The sequence below is a fragment of the Pseudomonas sp. Pseusp18 genome, assembly GCF_059506005.1.
The window spans coordinates 497143-517088 of record NZ_CP169240.1 but is presented as its reverse complement, the minus strand read 5'-3'; the positions used below and the strand labels follow the sequence as shown (position 1 = coordinate 517088).

The following is a 19946-nucleotide window of genomic DNA, read 5'->3' as shown; positions in this document are numbered from 1 at the left end:
GCCCGCGAAGGCGGCCTGACAGACACCGCATCTCTAAGGCCTGCTAACATGTCGCGCAATTAACCCTGCCGTGACGACGCCAGCCAATGCCGCATGCTTCCCGCTCTGCCTCCCAGCCTGAATTGACCGCCCTGTTCGCCTCAGTGCATCAGCACTTCCAGGACGTGATCGTGCCGCTCTGGCAGGGCCCCGGCTGGAACGCCGACATGGCGTTGCCTTATGAGGCGCTGGATGCCGAGCATAAACCGCTGCCCCCTCAGCGCTACCGGGCCATGGCCTGCGCGCGGCAGCTGTACCTGTTCTCCAGCCTGATCGGCCAGGTGCCCAAGGCTGAAGAGCGCGCGGCGGCGCTGTTTCGTTCCTTGCAACGGCATTTCCACGATGCCGAGCATGGCGGCTGGTTCTACAGCATCGACCCGCAAGGTACGCCGCTGGACCAGCGCAAAGACCTCTACACCCACGCCTTCATCCTGTTCGCCTGCGCCCATTATTGGGACAAGGTTCGCGAACCGCTGGTGGAGTCGGTACTCAACGCCGCGCTGGAAGTGGTGGCGCAGCGTTTCGCCACGGGCGACGGCCTGTACGAAGCCAGCCTGGACCGTGATTGGTCCTCGCTCGACTCCGGGCCATTGCAGAACCCTCTGATGCATTTGGCCGAAGCCTTCCTCGCCACCCTTTCGGTGCGCGAAGACGCGGCTGTGCAGAACGCTCTCATCGAGTTATGCACAGCCATGCAAAAGCGTTTCATCGACCCGGGACATGCGGTGTTGATGGAGAAGCCGCTGGGAGCTGTGGATAACTGGTTCGAGCCGGGCCATCAGTTCGAATGGTATTTCCTGCTGCAATCCTCGCCATTGCTGCGCGGCTCGACACTGCACGCCTCGCTCGAGCGCGCGTTTGCGTTCACCGAGCAACGGGGTGTCGATCAGCAGACCGGTGCCGTGCGAGCGATGCTGGAACTGGACGACCGCCCTCGCGACGCAACCCAACGCATCTGGGCTCAGGCCGAATACCTGCGCGCCCTGACCTTGCGCCCGGACAGCGAAGCATCGGTGCAATGCCAATTGCAGGCGTTGCAGCAGCGCTTCCTGCATGCGGGCGGTTGGTATGAGTGTCGCGATGAGCAGGGCGAAGTGAGCCGCAAGGACATGCCTTCGACCACGCCTTATCACTTGGCAACCTGCTATCGCGGATTGGCCGAGTATCTCGGCTGAGTTTTTGTGGCGAGGGGGCTTGCCCCCGTTGGGCCGCGCAGCAGCCCTAGTGTTCTGTCAGTTGCATCGCAGGCGGCTGCTTCGCACCCGAACGGGGCGGTGCGGCGTTCCGACAAGCCCCCTCGCCACAATTACGCCTTGCTGCCATTACGCTCAATGGCAAACCCGCTCCAGGTCTGGCTCACCGGCATCAGCTCGAGGCTGTTGATGTTGATGTGGGCCGGTGCGTTGAGCACCCAGAAAATGGTCTCGGCGATGTCTTGCGGCTGGATCGGATCGGCACCGGCGTAAGTGGCGTTGTAACGCTCCTGATCACCGGCGAAACGCACCAGCGAGAACTCGCTCTCGCACAGGCCCGGCTCGATGTTGCTGACCCGCACGCCCGTACCTTGCAGGTCGCAGCGCAGGTTCAGGGAGAACTGTTTGACGAACGCCTTGCTCGCGCCATACACGTGGCTGCCCGGGTACGGGTAGTTGCCGGCGATGGAGCCGAGGTTGACGATGCTGGCACCACGACCATGAGCGATCAAACGCGGCAGCAACAGGCGGGTGCTGTACATCAGGCCTTTGATGTTGGTGTCGACCATGGTGTCCCAATCATCGAGATCGCACTTGGGTGCCGGGTCCACACCGAGGGCCAGGCCGGCGTTGTTGATCAGCCCGCGCAGCTTGGCGAAGGACGGCGGCAGGTTGGCAATCGCCTCCTCCATGGCCTTGCGGTCCCGTACGTCGAGCACCAGGCCATGGACCTCGGTCTGCTTCGACAACTCGGCGCACAGGGCATTGAGGCGCTCTTCACGACGACCTGTCAGCACCAGTTTCCAGCCGGCCTCGGCAAAACGACGGGCACAGGCTTCACCAAAACCGGAGGTCGCGCCGGTAATAAACAGGGTGTTGGACATCGTGTTCTCCTTGCGTCGGCTGACAGTCAGCCCTTGGAATAGAAAATCAACCGGCAGCATGCCCGGCCTTTTCCACAGCGGCAACCATGGCAAAAACCGTACAAAAAATGATCAATGCTGGCAACACCCCATGCCCCGTGGCTTGCAGCCATGTACACGCACCTTATCCACAGGCCGGTCCACAGTTTCCGGGGGCAAGTGGAAAAGCTGCAAGCCGCTATCCACAAGGCTTTGCGGGTAGGTTTGAAAGTTTTTTTCTTGACCCTGAGGCATCCGCTGTGTAGCCAAGGGCAATTTGCAAGACCGAGTGGTCATAGCGACGATGGCGCCAAGCCAGCAACCACGGCCCTCAGCCGAGTCTTTCCAGAGTTTAACCACAGACTTATCCACAGGCTTGTCCACCTCGATTCATACCGTGTTCGCTCATAACAAAAAGGTTGACAATGCCCACTTCAGGCTCGCCAAAAGCACCTGATCAAAAAACAATCATCTCTCTGCAAGCCACGTATTCAAAGGCTTACAGCCAGCTACTCCCACGTTATTCACAGCCAGCTCCACAGCAAACGGGGACAAGTCAAAACCGTGACAAAACAGCAATTTGCAGCGGCTTTATGTCGCGCTTTGAGAGGTCATGAATATTGTTTTCCACAATTTCCCTTTACCTCAAACCACTGCCTCGTGTAGGGATTGTGCGGGCATAAAAAACGCCCTGAGTTCGTCAGGGCGTTTTCCAGGCTCTTCTGTTTTAGTGCCCGCCGAGATAGGCGTTACGCACCTCCTCGTTCACCAGCAGCTCCTTGCCGGTGCCGCTGAGGCGGATCTGGCCGTTGACCATCACATACGCCCGGTCCGACAGCTTGAGGGCGTGGTTGGCGTTCTGCTCCACCAAAAAGATGGTCATGCCCGTCTTGGCCAGTTCCCGCAGGGTCGCGAAGATCTGTTTCACCACAATCGGCGCCAGCCCCAGGCTCGGCTCATCGAGCAGCAACAGCTTGGGTCGACTCATCAACGCCCGGGCGATGGCGAGCATTTGCTGCTCGCCGCCAGACATGGTCATGGCCCGCTGGTTACGCCGCTCTTCAAGCCGCGGAAACAACTCAAACATGCGCTGCATATCTTCCTTGGCGTACTTGTCACCGATCGGGATGGTGCCCATCAGCAGGTTTTCCTCGACGGTCATGTCGGGGAACACCCGGCGGCCTTCCGGCGACTGAGCGATACCGTTGGAGGCGATGTAGTGGGACGACTTGTGAGTGATATCCACACCCTGATAGACGATTTGCCCGTCAGTCGCCCGTGGCTGACCGAAAATCGACATCAGCAGAGTCGACTTGCCGGCGCCGTTGGAGCCGATCAGGCTGACGGTCTCCCCTTCATTGATGTGCAACGAGACTTTCTTCAGGGCCTGGATCGGTCCGTAGAACACGTCGATCTCTTTCAGTTCGAGGATCGGTTGACTCATACCAGTTCCTCTTCGTCGGCGCCCAGGTAGGCGGCAATCACTTTCGGATCGTGTCGGATCGCATCAGGCCCGCCCTCGGCGATGACAACGCCGTGGTCCAGCACCACGATGTGGTCGGAAATGCTCATGACCATGCCCATGTCGTGTTCGATCAGCACCACGGTCAGATCATGCTCGTCACGCAGCAGCCGGATCATCGCGCTCAGCGCTTCGGTTTCCTGAGGGTTGAGGCCGGCGGCCGGTTCGTCGAGGCAGATGATCTGCGGCCGGGTACACATGGCCCGGGCGATCTCCAGACGGCGTTGCTGACCATAGGACAGTTCACCGGCCAGACGGTTGGCGCAGTCCACCAGGTCCACCACTTCCAGCCAGTAGAACGCGTGGTCCAGCGCATCGCTTTCGGCCTTGCGATAACCCTTGGTGTTGAGGATGCCGGCCAGCATGCCGCGGTTGACCCACATGTGCTGGGCCACCAGCAGGTTTTCCAGCACCGACATTTCCTTGAACAGACGAATGTTCTGGAAAGTCCGCGCCAGACCGGCACGGTTGATCAGGTGCGTGCCACCGAACATCTTGTAGTGGAGCCGGCTGATGAAGCTTTTCGGCGAAACGAAATCGGTTGCCTTGAACGGCTCCCCGAGCATTTTGATGACGTTGGTTTTCACCCCACGGGTGTTGAGCTCGATATGCCCGCCGGACGCTTTGTAGAACCCGGTCAAGCAGTTGAACACAGTGGTCTTGCCCGCGCCGTTGGGGCCGATCAACGCGAAGATCGAGTTGCGCTTGACCTTCAGGCTGACGTCACTCAGCGCCTTGATGCCACCGAAGTGCATCATCAGATTCTCGACCGAGAGTACGACTTCACTCATGGCGCTACTCCTTTACGCGGGGTCACACCGGTACGGCTGATCCGGATCAGGCCGCGCGGTCGCCAAATCATCATCAACACCATCAGGATGCCGAACAGCAGCACGCGATATTCAGCGAAGCCGCGTAGCAGTTCCGGGGCGACGGTCAACACGAATGCTGCCATCACCACGCCGATGGTCGAACCCATGCCGCCAAGTACCACGATGGCGAGGATCAATGCCGATTCGAAGAAGGTGAACGAGGTCGGGTTCACAAAGCCTTGATAGGTCGCGAAGAACACACCGGCCAGACCCGCTGTCGATGCACCAATGGTGAACGCCGACAGTTTGACCAGCACGTGATTCAGGCCCATGGAGCGGCAGGCGATTTCGTCTTCACGCAAGGCTTCCCATGCGCGACCGACCGGCATGCGGGTCAAGCGATGCTTGATGTACAACACGGCCAGCACCACCAGGAACAACACCGCATAAATGAAGTAGTACTTCACATCCGGGTTGTAGGCGATGCCGAAGAACTCATGAAACGGTATTCCGCCGTCCTTCGCCCGCTTTCCGAATTCGAGACCGAAGAAAGTCGGCAACGGCGCCGCCATGCCATTCGGGCCACCGGTCAGGGACAGCCAGTTATTGAGGATCAACCGGATGATTTCACCGAAGCCCAGGGTCACGATCGCCAGATAGTCGCCGTGCAGACGCAGCACCGGGAAACCCAGTATGCATCCCGCCAGCCCGGCAGTGATCGCCGCCAAAGGCAGCACAGTCCAGAAGCCCAGCCCCAGGTATTGGTAACCGAGCGCCAGACCGTAGGCACCGATGGCATAGAACGCCACATAACCCAGGTCGAGCAGGCCGGCCAGGCCGACCACGATGTTCAGGCCCAGGCCCAGCAGCACGTAGATCAACCCAAGGATGACCACGCCCAACAGGTAAGAGTTGGAGAAGAACGGGAATACCACGGCGACAACGACCACTAGCGGGACGACCCAGCGCAACCGGGATTTGTAATCAGGCGCCAGAACATGAACCCCGGAACCGGTGCTCTCAAAGCCTTCGAGAATTCTCAGGCCTTTGGGGGTTTGCAAGAACAGGCTCAGGGCAAAGCGGCCAGCCATAACGATGGCGACTATCCATGCCACGCGCGTCGGCTGCAGGTTGAAGCCGTAGCCGTCGAGGACCACACCAACAATCGGGCCGAACACAATCAGGGCGATGAGGCCGGCAAGAATCGCGTCAACCAGGCTTTTTTTGATATCAATGGTTTTTTTAGTGGTTGAAGACATCGCTTACACCTTCGACACAAGAGGACGGCCAAGCAGGCCTTGGGGCCGAAAGACCAGAACAAGAACGAGCAGCGAGAAGCTGAAAACGTCTTTGTAATCCGAGTTGACCAGCCCCGAGAACAGCGACTCGGAGATCCCGAGAATGATCCCTCCCAGCATGGCGCCGGGCAGTGAGCCGATCCCGCCGAGCACCGCCGCGGTGAACGCCTTGATCCCGATGACGAAGCCTGCGTAGAAGTCGAACGTGCCGTAGTTCATGGTGATCAGCACGCCGGCCAGGGCCGCCATCGCTGCACCGATGATGAACACGTAGGAAATCACCCGATCGGTGTTGATCCCCAGAATCGAAGCCATCTTGCGGTCTTGCTGGGTGGCGCGGCACATGCGGCCGAGTTTGGTGTACTTGATGACGTAGGTCAGCAGGCCCATGCCGACGAATGCGGCAACCAGAATGAAGATTTTGGTGTAGGTGAGTTGAACGAAGCCGCTCCCGACTTCAACTCGCCATGCACCGGTCAGCAGTGTCGGTACACCCTGTTGACGGGCGCCCTGACTGATCTGTGCATAGTTTTGCAGGATCAGCGAAATACCGATGGCGCTGATCAGCGGTGCCAGTCGGGTGGAGTTGCGCAGCGGTTTGTAAGCGACACGCTCGATGACCCAGCCATACACCGCAGTGACGATGATGGTGAAAACCAGGGTGCCGAGCATCAGCAGCGGGAAGGATTCAATACCGAAGTAAGCCAGCAGAGCCAGACTGATCGCCGCGAGGTACGCAGAGATCATATAAACCTCGCCATGGGCGAAGTTGATCATGCCGATGATGCCATAGACCATTGTGTAGCCGATGGCGATCAGGCCATAGACCGACCCGAGGGTCAGGCCGTTGACCAGTTGCTGCAGGAAAATACCATCCATAACGCAATCTCACGCACTTGAGAGACTGCACAGAAGCCAGTTGCAACGGACCGGGGTTCAGCCGCCGGTGCAACACGCTGGTGTGCAGCTCTACGAGAAAAGACAGGTACTGCACGGACATGTTTCAGGACTGCCCGGCGCGCAAGGCGCCGGGCAGATCAACCGCTCATATCACTTCTGTTTTTCCAGCTGGTGGTATTTGCCGTCCTTGTCCCACTTGTAAACCACGTAGTCGGAGACTTTCAGGTCGCCCTTGCTGTCCCAGGTCTTCTCGCCCATGACGGTCTTGACCGGGTTGGCTTTCAGCCATTTGGCAGCGTCTTCGCCCTTGTTGGATTTGGCGCCATTGAACGCCGCGGCCAGGGTCTGGACCGAAGCGTAGGCGTACAGGGTGTAGCCTTCAGGTTCGGTGCCGGCCTTGCGGAAGGCGTCTACCACGGTCTTGCTGTCTGGCAGCAGACGTGGGTCGGCGCCGAAGGTCATCAGTACGCCATCAACGTTCTGTGGGCCACCGGCGGTGGTCACCAGTTCGTCAGTCACGATGCCGTCATCGGACATGAACTTGACGTCTTTGAGGCCCTGTTCACGCAGCTGCCGAACCAGTGGACCGGCTTCCGGGTGCAAGCCGCCGAAGTAGACCACGTCGGCACCGGCCGCACGGATCTTGGTGACGACGGCGCTGAAGTCTTTCTCGCCGCGGGTCAAGCCTTCATACAGCACTGGCGTTACGCCGCGCTTGATCAGTTGAGCCTTGGTGGCATCTGCCAAGCCTTGGCCATAGGTGTCCTTGTCGTGCAGCACGGCGACTTTCTTGCCCTTGAGCACGTCGACGATATAGTCGCCAGCCACGATACCTTGCTGGTCGTCACGCCCGCACATGCGGAACATGGCACTCAGGCCGCGCTCGGTCACCTTGGGGTTGGTGGAACCTGGGGTGATCGTGATGATGCCGGCTTCGTCGTAGATCTCGGAGGCAGGGATGGTCGACGAGGAGCAGAAGTGACCTACCACACCAACGACTTTCTTTTCAGTCAGGTCTTTGGCGACCGTCACAGCCTGCTTCGGCTCGCAGGCGTCATCGCCTTTGACCAGTACGATTTTTTCCCCGTTGACACCGCCGGCGGCGTTGACCGCATCGGCGGCTGCCTGCGCACCCTTCATGTACTGCTCGCCAAATGCCGCGTTGGCGCCTGTCATAGGGCCCGCCACACCGATTTTCACATCAGCCTGTGCAAACGCAGAAACACCCAACGCAGCTGCCACTGCGAGGGCCAGAAAGCCTTTCTTGTAAAACGTCTGGGACATGAGGTGGTGCTCCAAGGTTTTTTTTAGTTGGCACTGCGACTTCACTGAATGCTCAGAGCAAGGGCCGTGCCATCGGTTTTTTATTCTGAAAAAAGTCGCTGCTTTCTTGTTATTTCGACTGTTTCGATCCCATTTTCATTGGGCGTGCAACCGTCTAAACCGCGGGAGGTGAAACCATTTATTTCAAAAGGCGCAACCCGCATGCGCCATCATTGCAACCGCAGCGCCAAACGGTGTGCAACCTGCCTGTAACAGCCCGCGTCACCGAACTGCACACTGCCGGTGCACAACTGCTACAACCCGCACCATTACAGGCTAGCCGCTTCGCTGAAAAGCGCTGCTTCCAGCAACATATTTCAACAATCAGATCACGATCCGCAGGCACTGGCCCGCGTGATACAGCGAAAAACCGGCCTCATACAGACAGCTTCGCAGCCCCACACCCGCCAATGGCTGCATGGGTGCGAAGGGAATCGGCAGGGCTTGAGGATTTCCGTTACACAAGTAGTCGGCGAAGGCTTTGCCGACCACTGTGCCGGTGGTCACGCCTCGTCCGTTGTAACCGGTGACGGCCACCAGACCCGGCGCTGGCTCGAACAGGCGCATCAAATGATCGGGGGTGAAGGCGATGCAACCGGTCCAGGTGCATTCCCATTCCACCGGTTTCAGGTAGGGGAAGTAATGCTGCTGAACCCGATCGGCCCAGGCTTTGAGGAACCAGGTCGGTTTCTGGTTGCCATTGCCGAGACTGCCGAGCAACAACCGCCCCTCGGCATCACGACGGATGCTGCTGAGCACTTGCCGGGTGTCCCAGGAGCCCTGACCACCGGGCAGAATTTGCTGCGCGGCGTCTTCGGTCAGCGGCACCGAAGCCACTTGATAGTAATAACCGGGGAAGAAGTTGCGGCGTAGTTCCGTCCAGTCGCCTTCGGTATAAGCATTGGAGGCGATCACCACCTGTTCGGCCAGCACCGAACCCTGGGCGGTCTGCACTGACCAGCGCTGGCCCTGACGTTCGAGTCGGGTCACCGGGGAATGATCGAACAACTGACCGCCAAGGCCGATGGCCGCGTTGGCCAGCCCCGTGGTGTAGGCCATCGGGTTGATCGTGCCGGCACGCCGGTCGAGCAGCGCAGCGGCGATTTTCCTGGTGCCCGTGGCTTGTTCGCAGGCAGTTCCGGTCAATAGCTCCACCGGTGCCCCACGACGTTTCCATTGTTCTTCGCGACTGCGCAGGTCCGCCTCGCCACGCGCGTTGTGCGCCATGTGCAGCGTGCCTTCGCGGCGCAACTGGCAATCGATGTTGTATTTGTCGACGAGGCTGAACACCAGCGACGGCGCCGCTCCGAGCATACGGTTGAGCTGACTGCCGACCGCCTTGCCAAAACCGGCTTCGATTTCGTCCGGAGGAATCCACATCCCGGCGTTGACCAGCCCGACGTTACGCCCCGAACCGCCATGGCCGGCGCGATGCGCTTCCAGCACACAGACACTTTTGCCTTGCTCCAGCAGATGCACCGCCGCCGACAGCCCGGTGAAACCGGCACCGATGACGCAGACATCCACCGTCACTTCCCCCTTGAGCGCCGCATTGTCGGGCCTTTGCGGCGTCAGTTTTTCCCACAGACACTCTTCGCGTAACGGCATTGCCAGACTCCAATCAGAAACCTAACCAACCCTCGTTGTGCAGAGGCCGCCAAAAGATCGCAGCCTGCGGCAGCTCCTACAAAACCGCAGCCAGGCACAATCCCGTAGGAGCTGCCGAAGGTTCGGGCCGCGTTCGGACGATCTTTTAAGGCGCACCACCATTGTGTCAGTCGAACGTAATCCCCTGAGCCAACGGCAATTCCAGCGAATAGTTCACGGTGTTGGTCTGACGGCGCATGTACCCGCGCCATGCGTCGGAGCCCGACTCACGACCACCGCCCGTTTCCTTCTCGCCGCCGAACGCGCCGCCGATTTCCGCGCCGCTCGGGCCGATGTTGACGTTGGCGATGCCGCAATCGCTGCCCACCGCTGACATGAACCGCTCGGCTTCACGCACGTCGGTGGTGAAAATGCACGACGACAGGCCCTGTGGCACGGCGTTGTTCAGGCGCAATGCCTCTTCGAAATCGGTGTAACCGATCACGTACAGAATCGGCGCGAAGGTTTCGTCGCGCACCACATCGCTCTGTTCCGGCATTTCGACGATGGCCGGCGAAACGTAGTAAGCGTTGGGGAATTTATCTTCCAGCTGACGCTGGCCGCCAAACACCCGACCGCCTTCGCTCAAGGCTTGCTCCAGCGCGTCCTGCATGTTGTCGAAGCTGTGTTTGTCGATCAGCGGCCCGATCAGGTTGCCTTCCAGTGGATGGCCGATGCGCACCTTGGAGTAAGCGGCTTTCAGGCGGGTGACGATTTCTTCTTTCACCGATTCGTGGGCAATCAGGCGACGCAAGGTGGTGCAACGCTGACCGGCAGTGCCGACGGCGCTGAACAGAATCGCCCGTACGGCCATGTCCAGATCGGCGCTTGGGCCGAGGATCATCGCGTTATTACCGCCCAGTTCCAGAATGCTACGGGCGAAACGCGCGGCGATTTTCGGCGCCACTTCGCGACCCATGCGGGTGCTGCCGGTAGCGCTGATCAGCGCGACACGCGGGTCATCGACCAGGGCTTCGCCTGCATCGCGACCACCGATGATCACTTGGCTCAGGTGCGGCGTGGCGTCGCTGAAGTTCTTCAGGACACGGTCGAACAGCGCCTGACAGGCCAGCGCGGTCAGCGGGGTTTTCTCCGACGGCTTCCAGATCACCGGGTTGCCGCACACCAGCGCCAGCGCCGCGTTCCAGGCCCAGACGGCGACCGGGAAGTTGAACGCGCTGATCACGCCGACGATGCCCAGCGGGTGCCAGGTTTCGCGCATGTGGTGGCCAGGGCGCTCGGAGGCGATGGTCAAACCGTACAACTGACGGGACAGACCGACCGCGAAGTCGCAGATGTCGATCATTTCCTGAACTTCACCCAGGCCTTCCTGAGTGATCTTGCCGGCTTCCCAGGAAACCAGCTCACCGAGATCGGCCTTGTACTCGCGCAGGATGTCGCCCAATTGACGAACCAGTTCGCCACGGCGCGGCGCCGGCACCTTGCGCCACAATTCGAACGCATGATCTGCGCGACTGATGTGCTGCTCGACTTCAGCGGCGCCTTCCCAGTTCACGGCGGCAATCCGACTACCGTCGATGGGCGAATGCACCGGCACTTTGCCGTTCTGGTACAGGGCCGGGTTCACACCAAGACGATCAAGCAATGCGGCAACCATGGGTCACTCCTCGAGCAGAAACAGAAAACGTGCAGCCGGATTGATTCGACTGATCTGACCTGTAGTTTTAGCGCTCCCGAGGTTCTCCAACAAACGACGATTAAGCGAGATATCATTCCGTTTATTCATGCTGCGAATCTACCGGTAACACGCGTGCCACGTAGAGAGACAAGAACAAGGAGAACCGATGCTGAATAAACGCTACTTGCCGTCGATCACTGCGCTGCAGTGTTTCGAGGCCGTGACCCGGCATTTGAGCTTCACCCGCGCCGCCGAAGAGCTGAACCTGACCCAGAGCGCCGTGAGCAAACAGGTCGCGCAACTCGAAGAGTTGTTGCAGCACCTGCTGTTCCGCCGGGTGCGCCGACGCCTGCAAATGACCCCCGCCGGCGATTTGTATTTGGTGGAGGTGCGAAAAATCCTCACCCAAGTCGAAATGTCGACCCATTACCTGCGCTCCTACGGCGGTGACACCGAAGTCTTGCGCGTCTCCACGCCTCCGACCTTCGGCGCGCGCTGGCTGGTGCCACGCTTGAAAGGCTGGCGCCTGCGTCATCCATCAATTCATCTGGACCTGTGCAGCGAGCAGGAAGCCGACGATCTGCTGCAAGGCCGCAGCGACCTGGCGTTCTACTTCGGCCAGGGCTCACGGCCCGGCACCGAATGCCTGAAGCTGTTCGGCGAAGAGCTTGTTCCTGTGTGTGCCCCCGGCAGTCTGCCGGACACACCGTTCACCGATCCGACCCAACTCACCGACCTGGTCCTGCTGCAAAACGCCTCCCGGCCCCAGGCCTGGCACGACTGGTTCGACAGTCAGGGCTACCACACCGAACACAGCTACCACGGCCCGCGTTTCGAAACGTTCTATATGTGCATCCGCGCCGCCCAGGTCGGCTGCGGCGTGGCGCTGTTGCCGAAGTTTCTGGTGGAAGAGGAATTGGCCGACGGCAAACTGGTCATTCCCTGGCAGCATGCAATGCCCAGCACCGACGCCTATTACCTGGCGTATCCGGAGCATTCGGCGGAAGTGCCCAAGGTGCGGGATTTTGTGAAGTGGATGCTGGAGCGGACGGATAATCCGGATGCACCGCAAAATTGAAATATCACGCAAAACTCTGTGGCGAGGGGGCTTGCCCCCGTTGGGTCGCGTAGCGACCCCAAAACCTGCAATAGTGGCCCCTCAGACAGATCGTGCATGCCGAATTTACGACTGCTGCGCAGCCGAACGGGGGCAAGCCCCCTCGCCACAAAAAATTGCTGGCAATCCTCACCGCTGATATGCGCCACTAGCCCCATTCATTGAAACAGCTGCAACGTCGCCGCCACGGGCCGCGACCCGCCTGGAGACCCGTTATGAGCGAGAGTGTGTTTGCCGATCGCATCGTGCAGAACCTGCTCGACACCGACTTCTACAAATTGACGATGATGCAGGCGGTGCTGCACAACTACCCTAACGTGGAAGTCGAATGGGAGTTTCGTTGCCGTAACAGCGAGGATCTGCGCCCGTACCTGGCGGAGATCCGTTTCCAGATCGAGCGCCTGGCCGAGTTGAGCCTGAGCGCCGATCAGTTGAGCTTCCTGGAGCGCATCAGCTTCCTGAAACCGGACTTTCTGCGCTTTCTCGGACTGTTCCGTTTCAATCTGCGCTATATCCACACCGGCATTGAAAACGGCGAGTTGTTCATCCGCCTGCGCGGGCCGTGGCTGCACGTGATTCTGTTCGAAGTGCCGTTGCTGGCCATGGTCAGCGAAGTGCGCAACCGCTATCGCTACCGGGAAATCGTCCTGGAACAGGCCCGCGAGCAGCTCTATCGCAAGTTCGACTGGTTGACCGCCAACGCCAGCACCGACGAATTGTCCGAGTTGCAGGTAGCCGATTTCGGCACTCGCCGACGCTTCTCGTATCGCGTGCAGGAAGAAGTGGTGAACGTGCTCAAGCACGACTTCCCCGGTCGTTTCGTCGGCACCAGCAACGTGCACCTGTCCCGCGAGCTGGACATGAAGCCGCTGGGCACCATGGCCCACGAATGGATCATGGCCCACCAGCAACTCGGTCCGCGGCTGATCGACAGCCAGATCGCCGCCCTCGACTGCTGGGTCCGCGAGTACCGTGGCCTGCTGGGGATCGCCCTGACCGACTGCATCACTTCCGATGCGTTTCTCGGCGATTTCGACCTGTTCTTTGCCAAGCTCTTCGACGGCTTGCGTCACGACTCCGGTGACCCGGTGCTCTGGGCGGAAAAGGCCATCGCCCACTACCACAAGCTGGGCATCGACCCGATGAGCAAGACCCTGGTGTTTTCCGACAGCCTGACGTTGCCCAAGTCCCTGGAGATTTTTCGGGCGTTGCGCGGTCGGATCAATGTCAGTTTCGGTATCGGCACTAACCTGACCTGTGACATTCCGGGTGTCGAACCGATGAGCATCGTGCTTAAAATGACCGCATGCAACGGCCAACCGGTGGCCAAGATTTCTGATGAGCCTGGCAAGACTCACTGCAAAGACCCGAATTTCGTCGCCTATTTGCGACACGTTTTCCAAGTACCTGCCACCCTTTCCAGTACATCAAGCAAGGAGTGAATTCATGCAAGCCGTACAGCGTGAGATTGCTGAACAGCTCAAGGTCCAACCGCCGTTTGTGGATCAACTCGCCCTTGAGGCTGAAGTCGCCCGGCGAATCACCTTCATTCAGGATTGCCTGGTCAATTCCGGGCTCAAGGCCCTGGTGCTCGGTATCAGCGGCGGCGTCGACTCCCTGACCGCCGGCCTGCTGGCCCAACGCGCCGTACGTGAACTGCGTGAACGTACCGGTGATAACCGCTACAAGTTCATCGCCGTGCGCCTGCCGTACCAGACGCAGTTCGATGAACACGACGCCCAGGCCTCGGTGGACTTCATCGCCCCTGACGAACGCCACACGGTGAACATCGGCCCGGCAGTCAAATCCCTGGCCAGTGAAGTGGCAGCCTTCGAAGGCAAGGAGGCAGTCTCGGTGGATTTCGTATTGGGCAATACCAAGGCGCGGATGCGCATGGTCGCGCAATACACCATCGCTGGCGCGGCTCATGGCCTGGTGATCGGCACCGACCACGCGGCAGAAGCCGTGATGGGTTTCTTCACCAAATTCGGTGACGGTGCCTGCGACCTCGCACCGCTGAGCGGCCTGGTGAAAAACCAGGTCCGGGCAATTGCCCGCAGCTTTGGCGCGCCGGAGTCGCTGGTGGAAAAAACCCCGACCGCCGACCTCGAAGACCTGTCGCCGGGCAAACCGGACGAAGCGTCCCACGGCGTGACCTACGCCGAGATCGACGCCTTCCTGCACGGCGAACCGGTGCGCGAAGAAGCGTTCAAGATCATTTGTGATACGTACAAGAAGACTCATCACAAGCGTGTGATGCCGTTCGCGCCTTGATTCTGTCCCCTGTAGAAATGAGCACAAAAAAAGCGTCCCGGGTGGACGCTTTTTTTATGCGTTTGAATCGATTACTTCAGTGTAACCGTGCCTTTCATCATCGAGATGTGGCCCGGGAACGAGCAGAAGAAGCCGTATTTTTCGGCTGCATTGAGCTTCGACACATCGAACGTCACAGAATCCTTTTCGCCAGCGCCAATGACTTTGGTGTGAGCGATGACGCGGGTATCACCTTCTTTCAGGTAATTCTTGTCGATGCCAGCCGACAGGCCGTCGGTGGCGATCGGCTGCATGTCAGCCTCTTTGCTGATCACCAGGTTATGGCCCATGACGTTTTTCGGCAGGCTGCCGGAGTGGGTCAGTTCAACGGTGAAGGTCTTGCAGCTTTTGTCGATTTCAATGGCCTTGGTGTTGAAGGACATCTGATCGGTGGAGTCGATGGTCGTTTTGCACTCAGCAGCCATCAATTGGCTGCTGGCCAGTGTCAGCAGGGATACCGCAACAAGTTTGGCAAACATGGTGAATCTCCAAGGCAGGGTTAACAAAAGTGCGAATGGACAGAAGACTGCCTGAAATCTTCGCAAGTTCCTATGACCTGAATCAAAAATTGTATACAACTTTCGGGCTATGACACCCATCGAAACAATCTACCAGCCAGACGTCTGGGACGGCCCTATCATCAGCGCCATCATTACTCACCTGGAGCGCCTGTCATGTCTTTCAGCAGCTTGTTGAGCAGTTTGTTGGCCGCCTACGCCTGTGGCGCCAGTGGCACTTACGAAACACCTGAACGCGCGGTTTAACCCTTGGAACGATGCGAGCCTGCCTTTACTCTGTGGTCCTGGTTGACCATGGAGTAAGGCATGTCTTTAACGTCCGTTTGTGTATTTTGCGGTGCCAGCACCGGCACCAATCCGGCTTATCGTGAAGCGGCTGTCGCCCTGGGGCGAGCATTGGCCGAGCGCAAGCTGACCCTGGTCTATGGCGGCGGCGCTGTCGGGCTGATGGGGATTGTGGCTGATGCCGCACTGGCGGCCGGTGGCGAAGTGATCGGGATCATTCCGCAGAGCCTCAAGGACAAGGAAATCGGCCACAGCGGCCTGACCCGCCTGGAAGTGGTCGACGGCATGCATGCGCGCAAGGCGCGAATGGCCGAGCTCAGCGATGCCTTCATTGCCTTGCCCGGCGGTCTGGGCACGCTGGAAGAGCTGTTCGAAGTCTGGACCTGGGGCCAGCTCGGTTATCACGGCAAACCGCTGGGTTTGCTGGAAGTGAACGGTTTCTACAGCAAGTTGACGTCTTTTCTCGATCATATCGTCGGCGAAGGCTTCGTTCGCGGGCAGCACCGTGACATGCTGCAAATGAGCGAATCACCGCAAACCCTGCTCGATGCACTGGACGCCTGGCAACCCTCGGTACCGCCAAAATGGACCGAGCAAAAACCCAGCTAACGGCTCGGTGCCGATACAGGGCAGAATATGCGCCGCTCAACCTCACCTTCGACCCCAGAGGATCGCCCATGGCTAAACCTAATTATTCCTTCGCCAAACGTCAGAGAGACTTGGCCAAGGAGCAGAAGAAAGAGGAAAAGCTTCAGCGCAAGAAAGCTACAGCTGAAGAAGAAGCAGCAGCACTGAACCCGGATGCAGAAGGTGAAGTGGCGGCAGAAGATGATGCTGAAGCACCGAAAGATCAGGCGCCCGACGCCTGAGACCCTCCGGGCCCGATGATCTGATCAGGCCCACCGGATCTGTGTCCAGGGTCAGCAACGATGTTGCTGACCCTCACAGGCCAAATTGAAACCTTCCTCCAAAAAAACACATACCCACGTGGGGTCTGCGCTACTCCAATGGCATCACTGTCACCCGAACTTCGGGATCATGGCTGCCGCCGCCCAGAATCACCCCACGCAACGGCGACACATCGGAAAAATCCCGGCCCCAGGCCAGGGTGATGTGCTCCAGCGCCGGTTGCACATTGTTGGTCGGGTCAAAATCCACCCAACCCAGCACCGGGCAAAACACCGACACCCACGCATGCGACGCATCGGCGCCGATCAGCCGTGGCTGGCCCGGTGGGGGCTGTGTCAGCAGATAGCCGCTGACGTACCGCGCCGCCAACCCACGGGAGCGCAGGCAAGCGAGCATCAAATGCGCGAAGTCCTGGCAAACCCCACGACGCCTCTCCAGCACTTCCACCAACGGCGTCGCCACTTGGGTCGCCTCGGCGTCGAAGGTGAACTCGCTGAAGATCTTCTCCATCAACGCTTGAACACCCAGCAGCAATGGCCGGCCAGCAGGAAAGCAACTTTCGGAGAACTCGACGAAACTGCGCTTCAAATGCACGTAGGGCGATTCGAACCGATAACGGCAGGCTTCCAGCAACGCAGGCGAGAGTGGCTGACTGCTGTAGGTCAGCGCGTTGCAGGTCGCTTCCCAGGCCGGTGATTGATTGAAGTCCAGTGACGGCCGTTCCAGCACTTCGACGGTGAGCCGAGCGTTGACCAGCAACTCATCGTGGGGGCGCTCGAACGCCAACCGGGTCAGCGGATTGCCGAACACATCCAGCTCATCCCGGCGTGAAGTCGGCTGGGGACTGATCTGCAACTGCTGTTCGGTACAGCGCTGCCAGGCACAGGCGCGCGGCCACAGGTGCGCCAGTTGCTGGGCCAGGGATACCGGGCTGTCGTAGTGATAATGGGTGTCGTGGAAAATCTGGTAATGGGCACTCATCAGACGGACACCGTGCGCTGGCTGACATCATCGACATGGGCGAAATGGCGCAAGGCCAGGCGATCCGACACCTGTCCGCTGGCATCGGCGATCTCTTGCAGCAGATCTGCCAGCCCCTCTAAGGCGGCGTGAACACTGGCCTCGCCGAACAGCGAGTTCTCCAGGCAGCCCAGATCGAAGTGCACCAGCCGCTCCACCAACTGCAGCAGACCCGTTTCGCGCGGCGCGCCGAAGTCGTCGTTCAAGCGCTTCAACGTACGGGTCACCAGTTTCAACTGGAACAGCACCGCGTGCGGGTTCTGCTCGTCGAGCAGCAGCAGGTCGAGCACCGGGATCAATTGCGCCACCGCCAGGTACCGCGATCGGTAGGTGATGCTGCTGTTACCCAGTTCCAGCAGCCACTCCAGCCCGGCCTGATCGAAAGCCCCTGCGCCGCGCAAAAACGCCGCCAGACTGCCGCTGAGAAATTGCAGCCGTTCGATTCGCCGACCGATCATCAGGAAACGCCAGCCCTCATCCCGGGTCATGTCGTCGAGGGCAAAACCGGACAGCGCCGCCAGCGACATCACCAACCGATTGAGGAAGTCCAGCAACTCGCCGAAATCCGGCTCTTCGGTTTCCAGCCCCATAGCCTCGCGCTGCAACTCCACCAGCGCTTGCCAGTTCTCTCGCGAGAGCTTGCCGCGTACTTGCGACGCCGCCCACTGCAAACGCTGCAGATTGGAGCGCAGGCTGAACGGCCAATCATCGCCGAGCAGCGCCGCCAGCAATCGTTCCGGCAACTCACCCTCCTCCGGCAACAGATTCAGGCGTTCACCGAGATCGACCGCCGCCTCCAGGGCTTGCGGGTCATCGCCATCGACATAGCGCGCGAGCATGACCCTCAGTAGCCGCGCGCTGTCATCGCAGCGCTCGCAGTAACGGCCGAACCAGAACAGATTCTCGACCACCCGCGATGGCAGATACGGATCACGGCGCACCAGATCGTGAACGCCAATGTTGCGCTGGGCTTTCCATTGTTCGCCGCTGGGCGGGTGATCGCCCAATACCCAGGTGTCCTTGCTCGCACCGCCGCGCTGCATCGACACCGCTTCGGCATCGGCCTCGGCGGCAACCCGGGTCAGGCCACCGGACAGCACTCGATAACCCTCCCGACTGGCCACCGCATACACGCGCATGCCGATGGCTCGCGGTTGCAACTGTCCGCCTTCGGCCTGCCAGATCGGCGCCTGGGACAGTTGCGCCAATTCTTGCGCAACATAGGCATAAGGCCGTGCCTGCATGCGCTCGGCCAGAGCCTGGCGCTGTTTTTCACTCAAATCACGCCCAAACACCGGTGCGAAGCTCTGCGACGGAAATGCTGGTTTGATCAACAGTTCCGGCAGTTTCTCCAAGGCCTGGGCCAGCACCGGCGCTTCGCCGCACCACCAGGTTGCGATGGACGGCAGGATCAATTCTTCGCCGAACAGGAATTGATTGATTCTCGGCAGGAAGCCCAGCAAACCCGGCGACTCCAGCACACCGCTGCCGAGGGCGTTGGCCACCAACACCCGGCCCTGACGCACCGCTTCGAGCAGCCCCGGCACGCCAAGGGCCGAGTCGGTGCGCAGCTCCAGCGGGTCGCAGAAATCATCGTCGAGCCGACGCATGATCGCGTGAACCCGACGCAGCCCGCTCAAGGTCTTCAGGTACACCGTGGCATCACGGACGGTCAGATCACCGCCTTCCACCAGTGGATAACCGAGCTGACGAGCCAGGTACAAGTGCTCGAAATAGCTTTCATTGAAACGCCCCGGTGTCAGCAGGACCACCAGTGGCGCTTCATCGTCGCTCGGCGCCTGCCGGGCGAGTGTTTCCTGAAGTGTGCGGAAGAACCCGGACAGGTGCCGCACCTTCAAGTCGCGGTACAACTCGGGGAACGCTCGGGACACGATGGTGCGGTTTTCCAGGGCGTAACCGGCACCGGATGGCGCTTGAGTGCGGTCGGCGGTCACCCACCAGCGACCGTCAGGCGTGCGCGCCAGATCCACCGCATACAGATGCAGAAAAGCCCCGTCGGGCGGGGCAATGCCCTGGCAAGGCCAGAGGAAGTTGTTATGACCGAACACCAGTTCAGCCGGCAGCAGGCCTTCGGCGATCAAGCGTTGAGGACCGTACAGGTCCGCCAGCACAGCATTGAGCAAACGCGCCCGTTGAGCGATCCCGGCCGATAACTGCTGCCACTCATCGGCTGCAATCACATGAGGCAACAAATCCAGCTCCCACGGCCGATCGGCGCCCTTGGGGTCGGCGTAGACATTGTAGGTCACGCCGTTTTCCTGAATCTGCCGGGTCAGCAGCGCCTGACGCTGCACCAGTTGCGCTGGCGTGCTGCGTTGCAATTGATCGAACAGCCGCCGCCAGTGCGGGCGCACGGCGCCGCTGTTGTCGAGCAGTTCGTGATAGGTGCCCGCGGTCAACGGGTAGCGGTCAAGCAGGTCAGGCATGGAAAGCTCGGCAGACAGCAAAGAACGGTCAGACTAACGCAGGCTCATGACGCCCGGATAGA

17 protein-coding genes are annotated in these 19946 nt (G+C 59.9%); 6 read left to right on the top strand and 11 right to left on the bottom strand.

The genetic code is table 11. The annotated features are described in order from the left end of the window. The first annotated feature begins 86 nt into the window (after nt 1-86). Nucleotides 87-1214: an AGE family epimerase/isomerase gene (locus ACEN9A_RS02180; RefSeq protein ID WP_258672207.1), complete on the top strand. Its 1128-nt coding sequence runs from the start codon at nt 87-89 to the stop codon at nt 1212-1214. 131 nt (nt 1215-1345) lie between these two features. Here the strand turns inward: ACEN9A_RS02180 and ACEN9A_RS02175 are convergent, their stop codons facing one another. The 8 genes from ACEN9A_RS02175 to amaB form a co-directional block, all read right to left on the bottom strand. Then, on the bottom strand, nt 1346-2116 hold the full coding sequence (locus ACEN9A_RS02175) for an SDR family oxidoreductase (protein WP_258672206.1): 771 nt from the start codon (nt 2114-2116) through the stop codon (nt 1346-1348). 745 nt (nt 2117-2861) lie between these two features. After that, nucleotides 2862-3578: an ABC transporter ATP-binding protein gene (locus ACEN9A_RS02170; RefSeq protein ID WP_019650671.1), complete on the bottom strand. Its 717-nt coding sequence runs from the start codon at nt 3576-3578 to the stop codon at nt 2862-2864. After that, complete coding sequence (locus ACEN9A_RS02165; RefSeq protein WP_018928477.1) at nt 3575-4447, bottom strand: ABC transporter ATP-binding protein; 873 nt, start codon at nt 4445-4447, stop codon at nt 3575-3577. The genes ACEN9A_RS02170 and ACEN9A_RS02165 overlap by 4 nt, the downstream gene beginning before the upstream one ends. Further along, nucleotides 4444-5727, bottom strand: coding sequence for a high-affinity branched-chain amino acid ABC transporter permease LivM (gene livM / locus ACEN9A_RS02160; RefSeq protein WP_258672205.1), 1284 nt, complete (start codon nt 5725-5727; stop codon nt 4444-4446). Before livM ends, ACEN9A_RS02165 begins: the two co-directional genes overlap by 4 nt. Nucleotides 5728-5730: 3 nt before the next feature. After that, nucleotides 5731-6645 carry an ABC transporter permease subunit gene (locus ACEN9A_RS02155; protein WP_007939055.1) on the bottom strand — a complete coding sequence of 305 codons (915 nt, stop codon included), beginning with the start codon at nt 6643-6645 and terminating at the stop codon, nt 5731-5733. A 171-nt stretch (nt 6646-6816) separates the two neighbouring features. Next, the gene (locus ACEN9A_RS02150; RefSeq protein WP_018928479.1) at nt 6817-7950 is read right to left on the bottom strand and encodes a branched-chain amino acid ABC transporter substrate-binding protein; all 1134 of its coding nucleotides are present in this window, start codon (nt 7948-7950) and stop codon (nt 6817-6819) included. Nucleotides 7951-8313: 363 nt separating this feature from the next. Next, complete coding sequence (gene amaA / locus ACEN9A_RS02145; protein WP_019650674.1) at nt 8314-9597, bottom strand: L-pipecolate oxidase; 1284 nt, start codon at nt 9595-9597, stop codon at nt 8314-8316. 166 nt (nt 9598-9763) lie between these two features. Then, nucleotides 9764-11254, bottom strand: coding sequence for an L-piperidine-6-carboxylate dehydrogenase (amaB, locus tag ACEN9A_RS02140; RefSeq protein WP_258672204.1), 1491 nt, complete (start codon nt 11252-11254; stop codon nt 9764-9766). 187 nt (nt 11255-11441) lie between these two features. Between amaB and ACEN9A_RS02135 the strand changes: the two genes are divergently transcribed. The 3 genes from ACEN9A_RS02135 (at nt 11442) to nadE (ending at nt 14666) form a co-directional block, all read left to right on the top strand. Then, nucleotides 11442-12353, top strand: a complete 912-nt coding sequence (locus ACEN9A_RS02135) for a LysR family transcriptional regulator (protein ID WP_019650676.1) — start codon at nt 11442-11444, stop codon at nt 12351-12353. A gap of 254 nt (nt 12354-12607) precedes the next feature. Then, complete coding sequence (gene pncB, locus ACEN9A_RS02130; RefSeq protein ID WP_019650677.1) at nt 12608-13834, top strand: nicotinate phosphoribosyltransferase; 1227 nt, start codon at nt 12608-12610, stop codon at nt 13832-13834. A gap of 4 nt (nt 13835-13838) precedes the next feature. Further along, entirely contained in the window at nt 13839-14666 is an 828-nt protein-coding gene (gene nadE / locus ACEN9A_RS02125) for an NAD(+) synthase (protein WP_019650678.1), read from the top strand. A 71-nt stretch (nt 14667-14737) separates the two neighbouring features. On the opposite strand, the gene azu is transcribed toward nadE, so the two are convergent. Then, entirely contained in the window at nt 14738-15184 is a 447-nt protein-coding gene (azu, locus tag ACEN9A_RS02120) for an azurin (RefSeq protein ID WP_019650679.1), read from the bottom strand. A gap of 345 nt (nt 15185-15529) precedes the next feature. Here azu and ACEN9A_RS02115 point away from each other — a divergent pair, with 345 nt between their 5' ends. Both ACEN9A_RS02115 and ACEN9A_RS02110 read left to right on the top strand, forming a co-directional pair. Beyond that, nucleotides 15530-16117 carry a cytokinin riboside 5'-monophosphate phosphoribohydrolase gene (locus ACEN9A_RS02115; protein WP_018928486.1) on the top strand — a complete coding sequence of 196 codons (588 nt, stop codon included), beginning with the start codon at nt 15530-15532 and terminating at the stop codon, nt 16115-16117. A 68-nt stretch (nt 16118-16185) separates the two neighbouring features. Further along, on the top strand, nt 16186-16377 hold the full coding sequence (locus ACEN9A_RS02110) for a hypothetical protein (RefSeq protein WP_019650680.1): 192 nt from the start codon (nt 16186-16188) through the stop codon (nt 16375-16377). A gap of 130 nt (nt 16378-16507) precedes the next feature. Here the strand turns inward: ACEN9A_RS02110 and ACEN9A_RS02105 are convergent, their stop codons facing one another. Both ACEN9A_RS02105 and ACEN9A_RS02100 read right to left on the bottom strand, forming a co-directional pair. Then, the gene (locus ACEN9A_RS02105) at nt 16508-17398 is read right to left on the bottom strand and encodes a transglutaminase family protein (RefSeq protein ID WP_019650681.1); all 891 of its coding nucleotides are present in this window, start codon (nt 17396-17398) and stop codon (nt 16508-16510) included. Continuing rightward, complete coding sequence (locus ACEN9A_RS02100; protein ID WP_019650682.1) at nt 17398-19884, bottom strand: circularly permuted type 2 ATP-grasp protein; 2487 nt, start codon at nt 19882-19884, stop codon at nt 17398-17400. Before ACEN9A_RS02100 ends, ACEN9A_RS02105 begins: the two co-directional genes overlap by 1 nt. Between the last annotated feature and the right edge of the window lie 62 nt (nt 19885-19946).

Bases quoted from the DNA above. Each gene is read 5' to 3' on its own strand.
- ACEN9A_RS02170 (WP_019650671.1), bottom strand. From the start codon at position 3,578: ATGAGTCAACCGATCCTCGAACTGAAAGAGATCGACGTGTTCTACGGA.
- ACEN9A_RS02165 (WP_018928477.1), bottom strand. From the start codon at position 4,447: ATGAGTGAAGTCGTACTCTCGGTCGAGAATCTGATGATGCACTTCGGT.
- ACEN9A_RS02100 (WP_019650682.1), bottom strand. From the start codon at position 19,884: ATGCCTGACCTGCTTGACCGCTACCCGTTGACCGCGGGCACCTATCAC.
- amaA (WP_019650674.1), bottom strand. From the start codon at position 9,597: ATGCCGTTACGCGAAGAGTGTCTGTGGGAAAAACTGACGCCGCAAAGG.
- nadE (WP_019650678.1), top strand. From the start codon at position 13,839: ATGCAAGCCGTACAGCGTGAGATTGCTGAACAGCTCAAGGTCCAACCG.
- amaB (WP_258672204.1), bottom strand. From the start codon at position 11,254: ATGGTTGCCGCATTGCTTGATCGTCTTGGTGTGAACCCGGCCCTGTAC.
- ACEN9A_RS02175 (WP_258672206.1), bottom strand. From the start codon at position 2,116: ATGTCCAACACCCTGTTTATTACCGGCGCGACCTCCGGTTTTGGTGAA.
- ACEN9A_RS02110 (WP_019650680.1), top strand. From the start codon at position 16,186: ATGGCTAAACCTAATTATTCCTTCGCCAAACGTCAGAGAGACTTGGCC.
- pncB (WP_019650677.1), top strand. From the start codon at position 12,608: ATGAGCGAGAGTGTGTTTGCCGATCGCATCGTGCAGAACCTGCTCGAC.
- ACEN9A_RS02180 (WP_258672207.1), top strand. From the start codon at position 87: ATGCCGCATGCTTCCCGCTCTGCCTCCCAGCCTGAATTGACCGCCCTG.
- azu (WP_019650679.1), bottom strand. From the start codon at position 15,184: ATGTTTGCCAAACTTGTTGCGGTATCCCTGCTGACACTGGCCAGCAGC.
- ACEN9A_RS02155 (WP_007939055.1), bottom strand. From the start codon at position 6,645: ATGGATGGTATTTTCCTGCAGCAACTGGTCAACGGCCTGACCCTCGGG.
- ACEN9A_RS02115 (WP_018928486.1), top strand. From the start codon at position 15,530: ATGTCTTTAACGTCCGTTTGTGTATTTTGCGGTGCCAGCACCGGCACC.
- livM (WP_258672205.1), bottom strand. From the start codon at position 5,727: ATGTCTTCAACCACTAAAAAAACCATTGATATCAAAAAAAGCCTGGTT.
- ACEN9A_RS02150 (WP_018928479.1), bottom strand. From the start codon at position 7,950: ATGTCCCAGACGTTTTACAAGAAAGGCTTTCTGGCCCTCGCAGTGGCA.
- ACEN9A_RS02135 (WP_019650676.1), top strand. From the start codon at position 11,442: ATGCTGAATAAACGCTACTTGCCGTCGATCACTGCGCTGCAGTGTTTC.
- ACEN9A_RS02105 (WP_019650681.1), bottom strand. From the start codon at position 17,398: ATGAGTGCCCATTACCAGATTTTCCACGACACCCATTATCACTACGAC.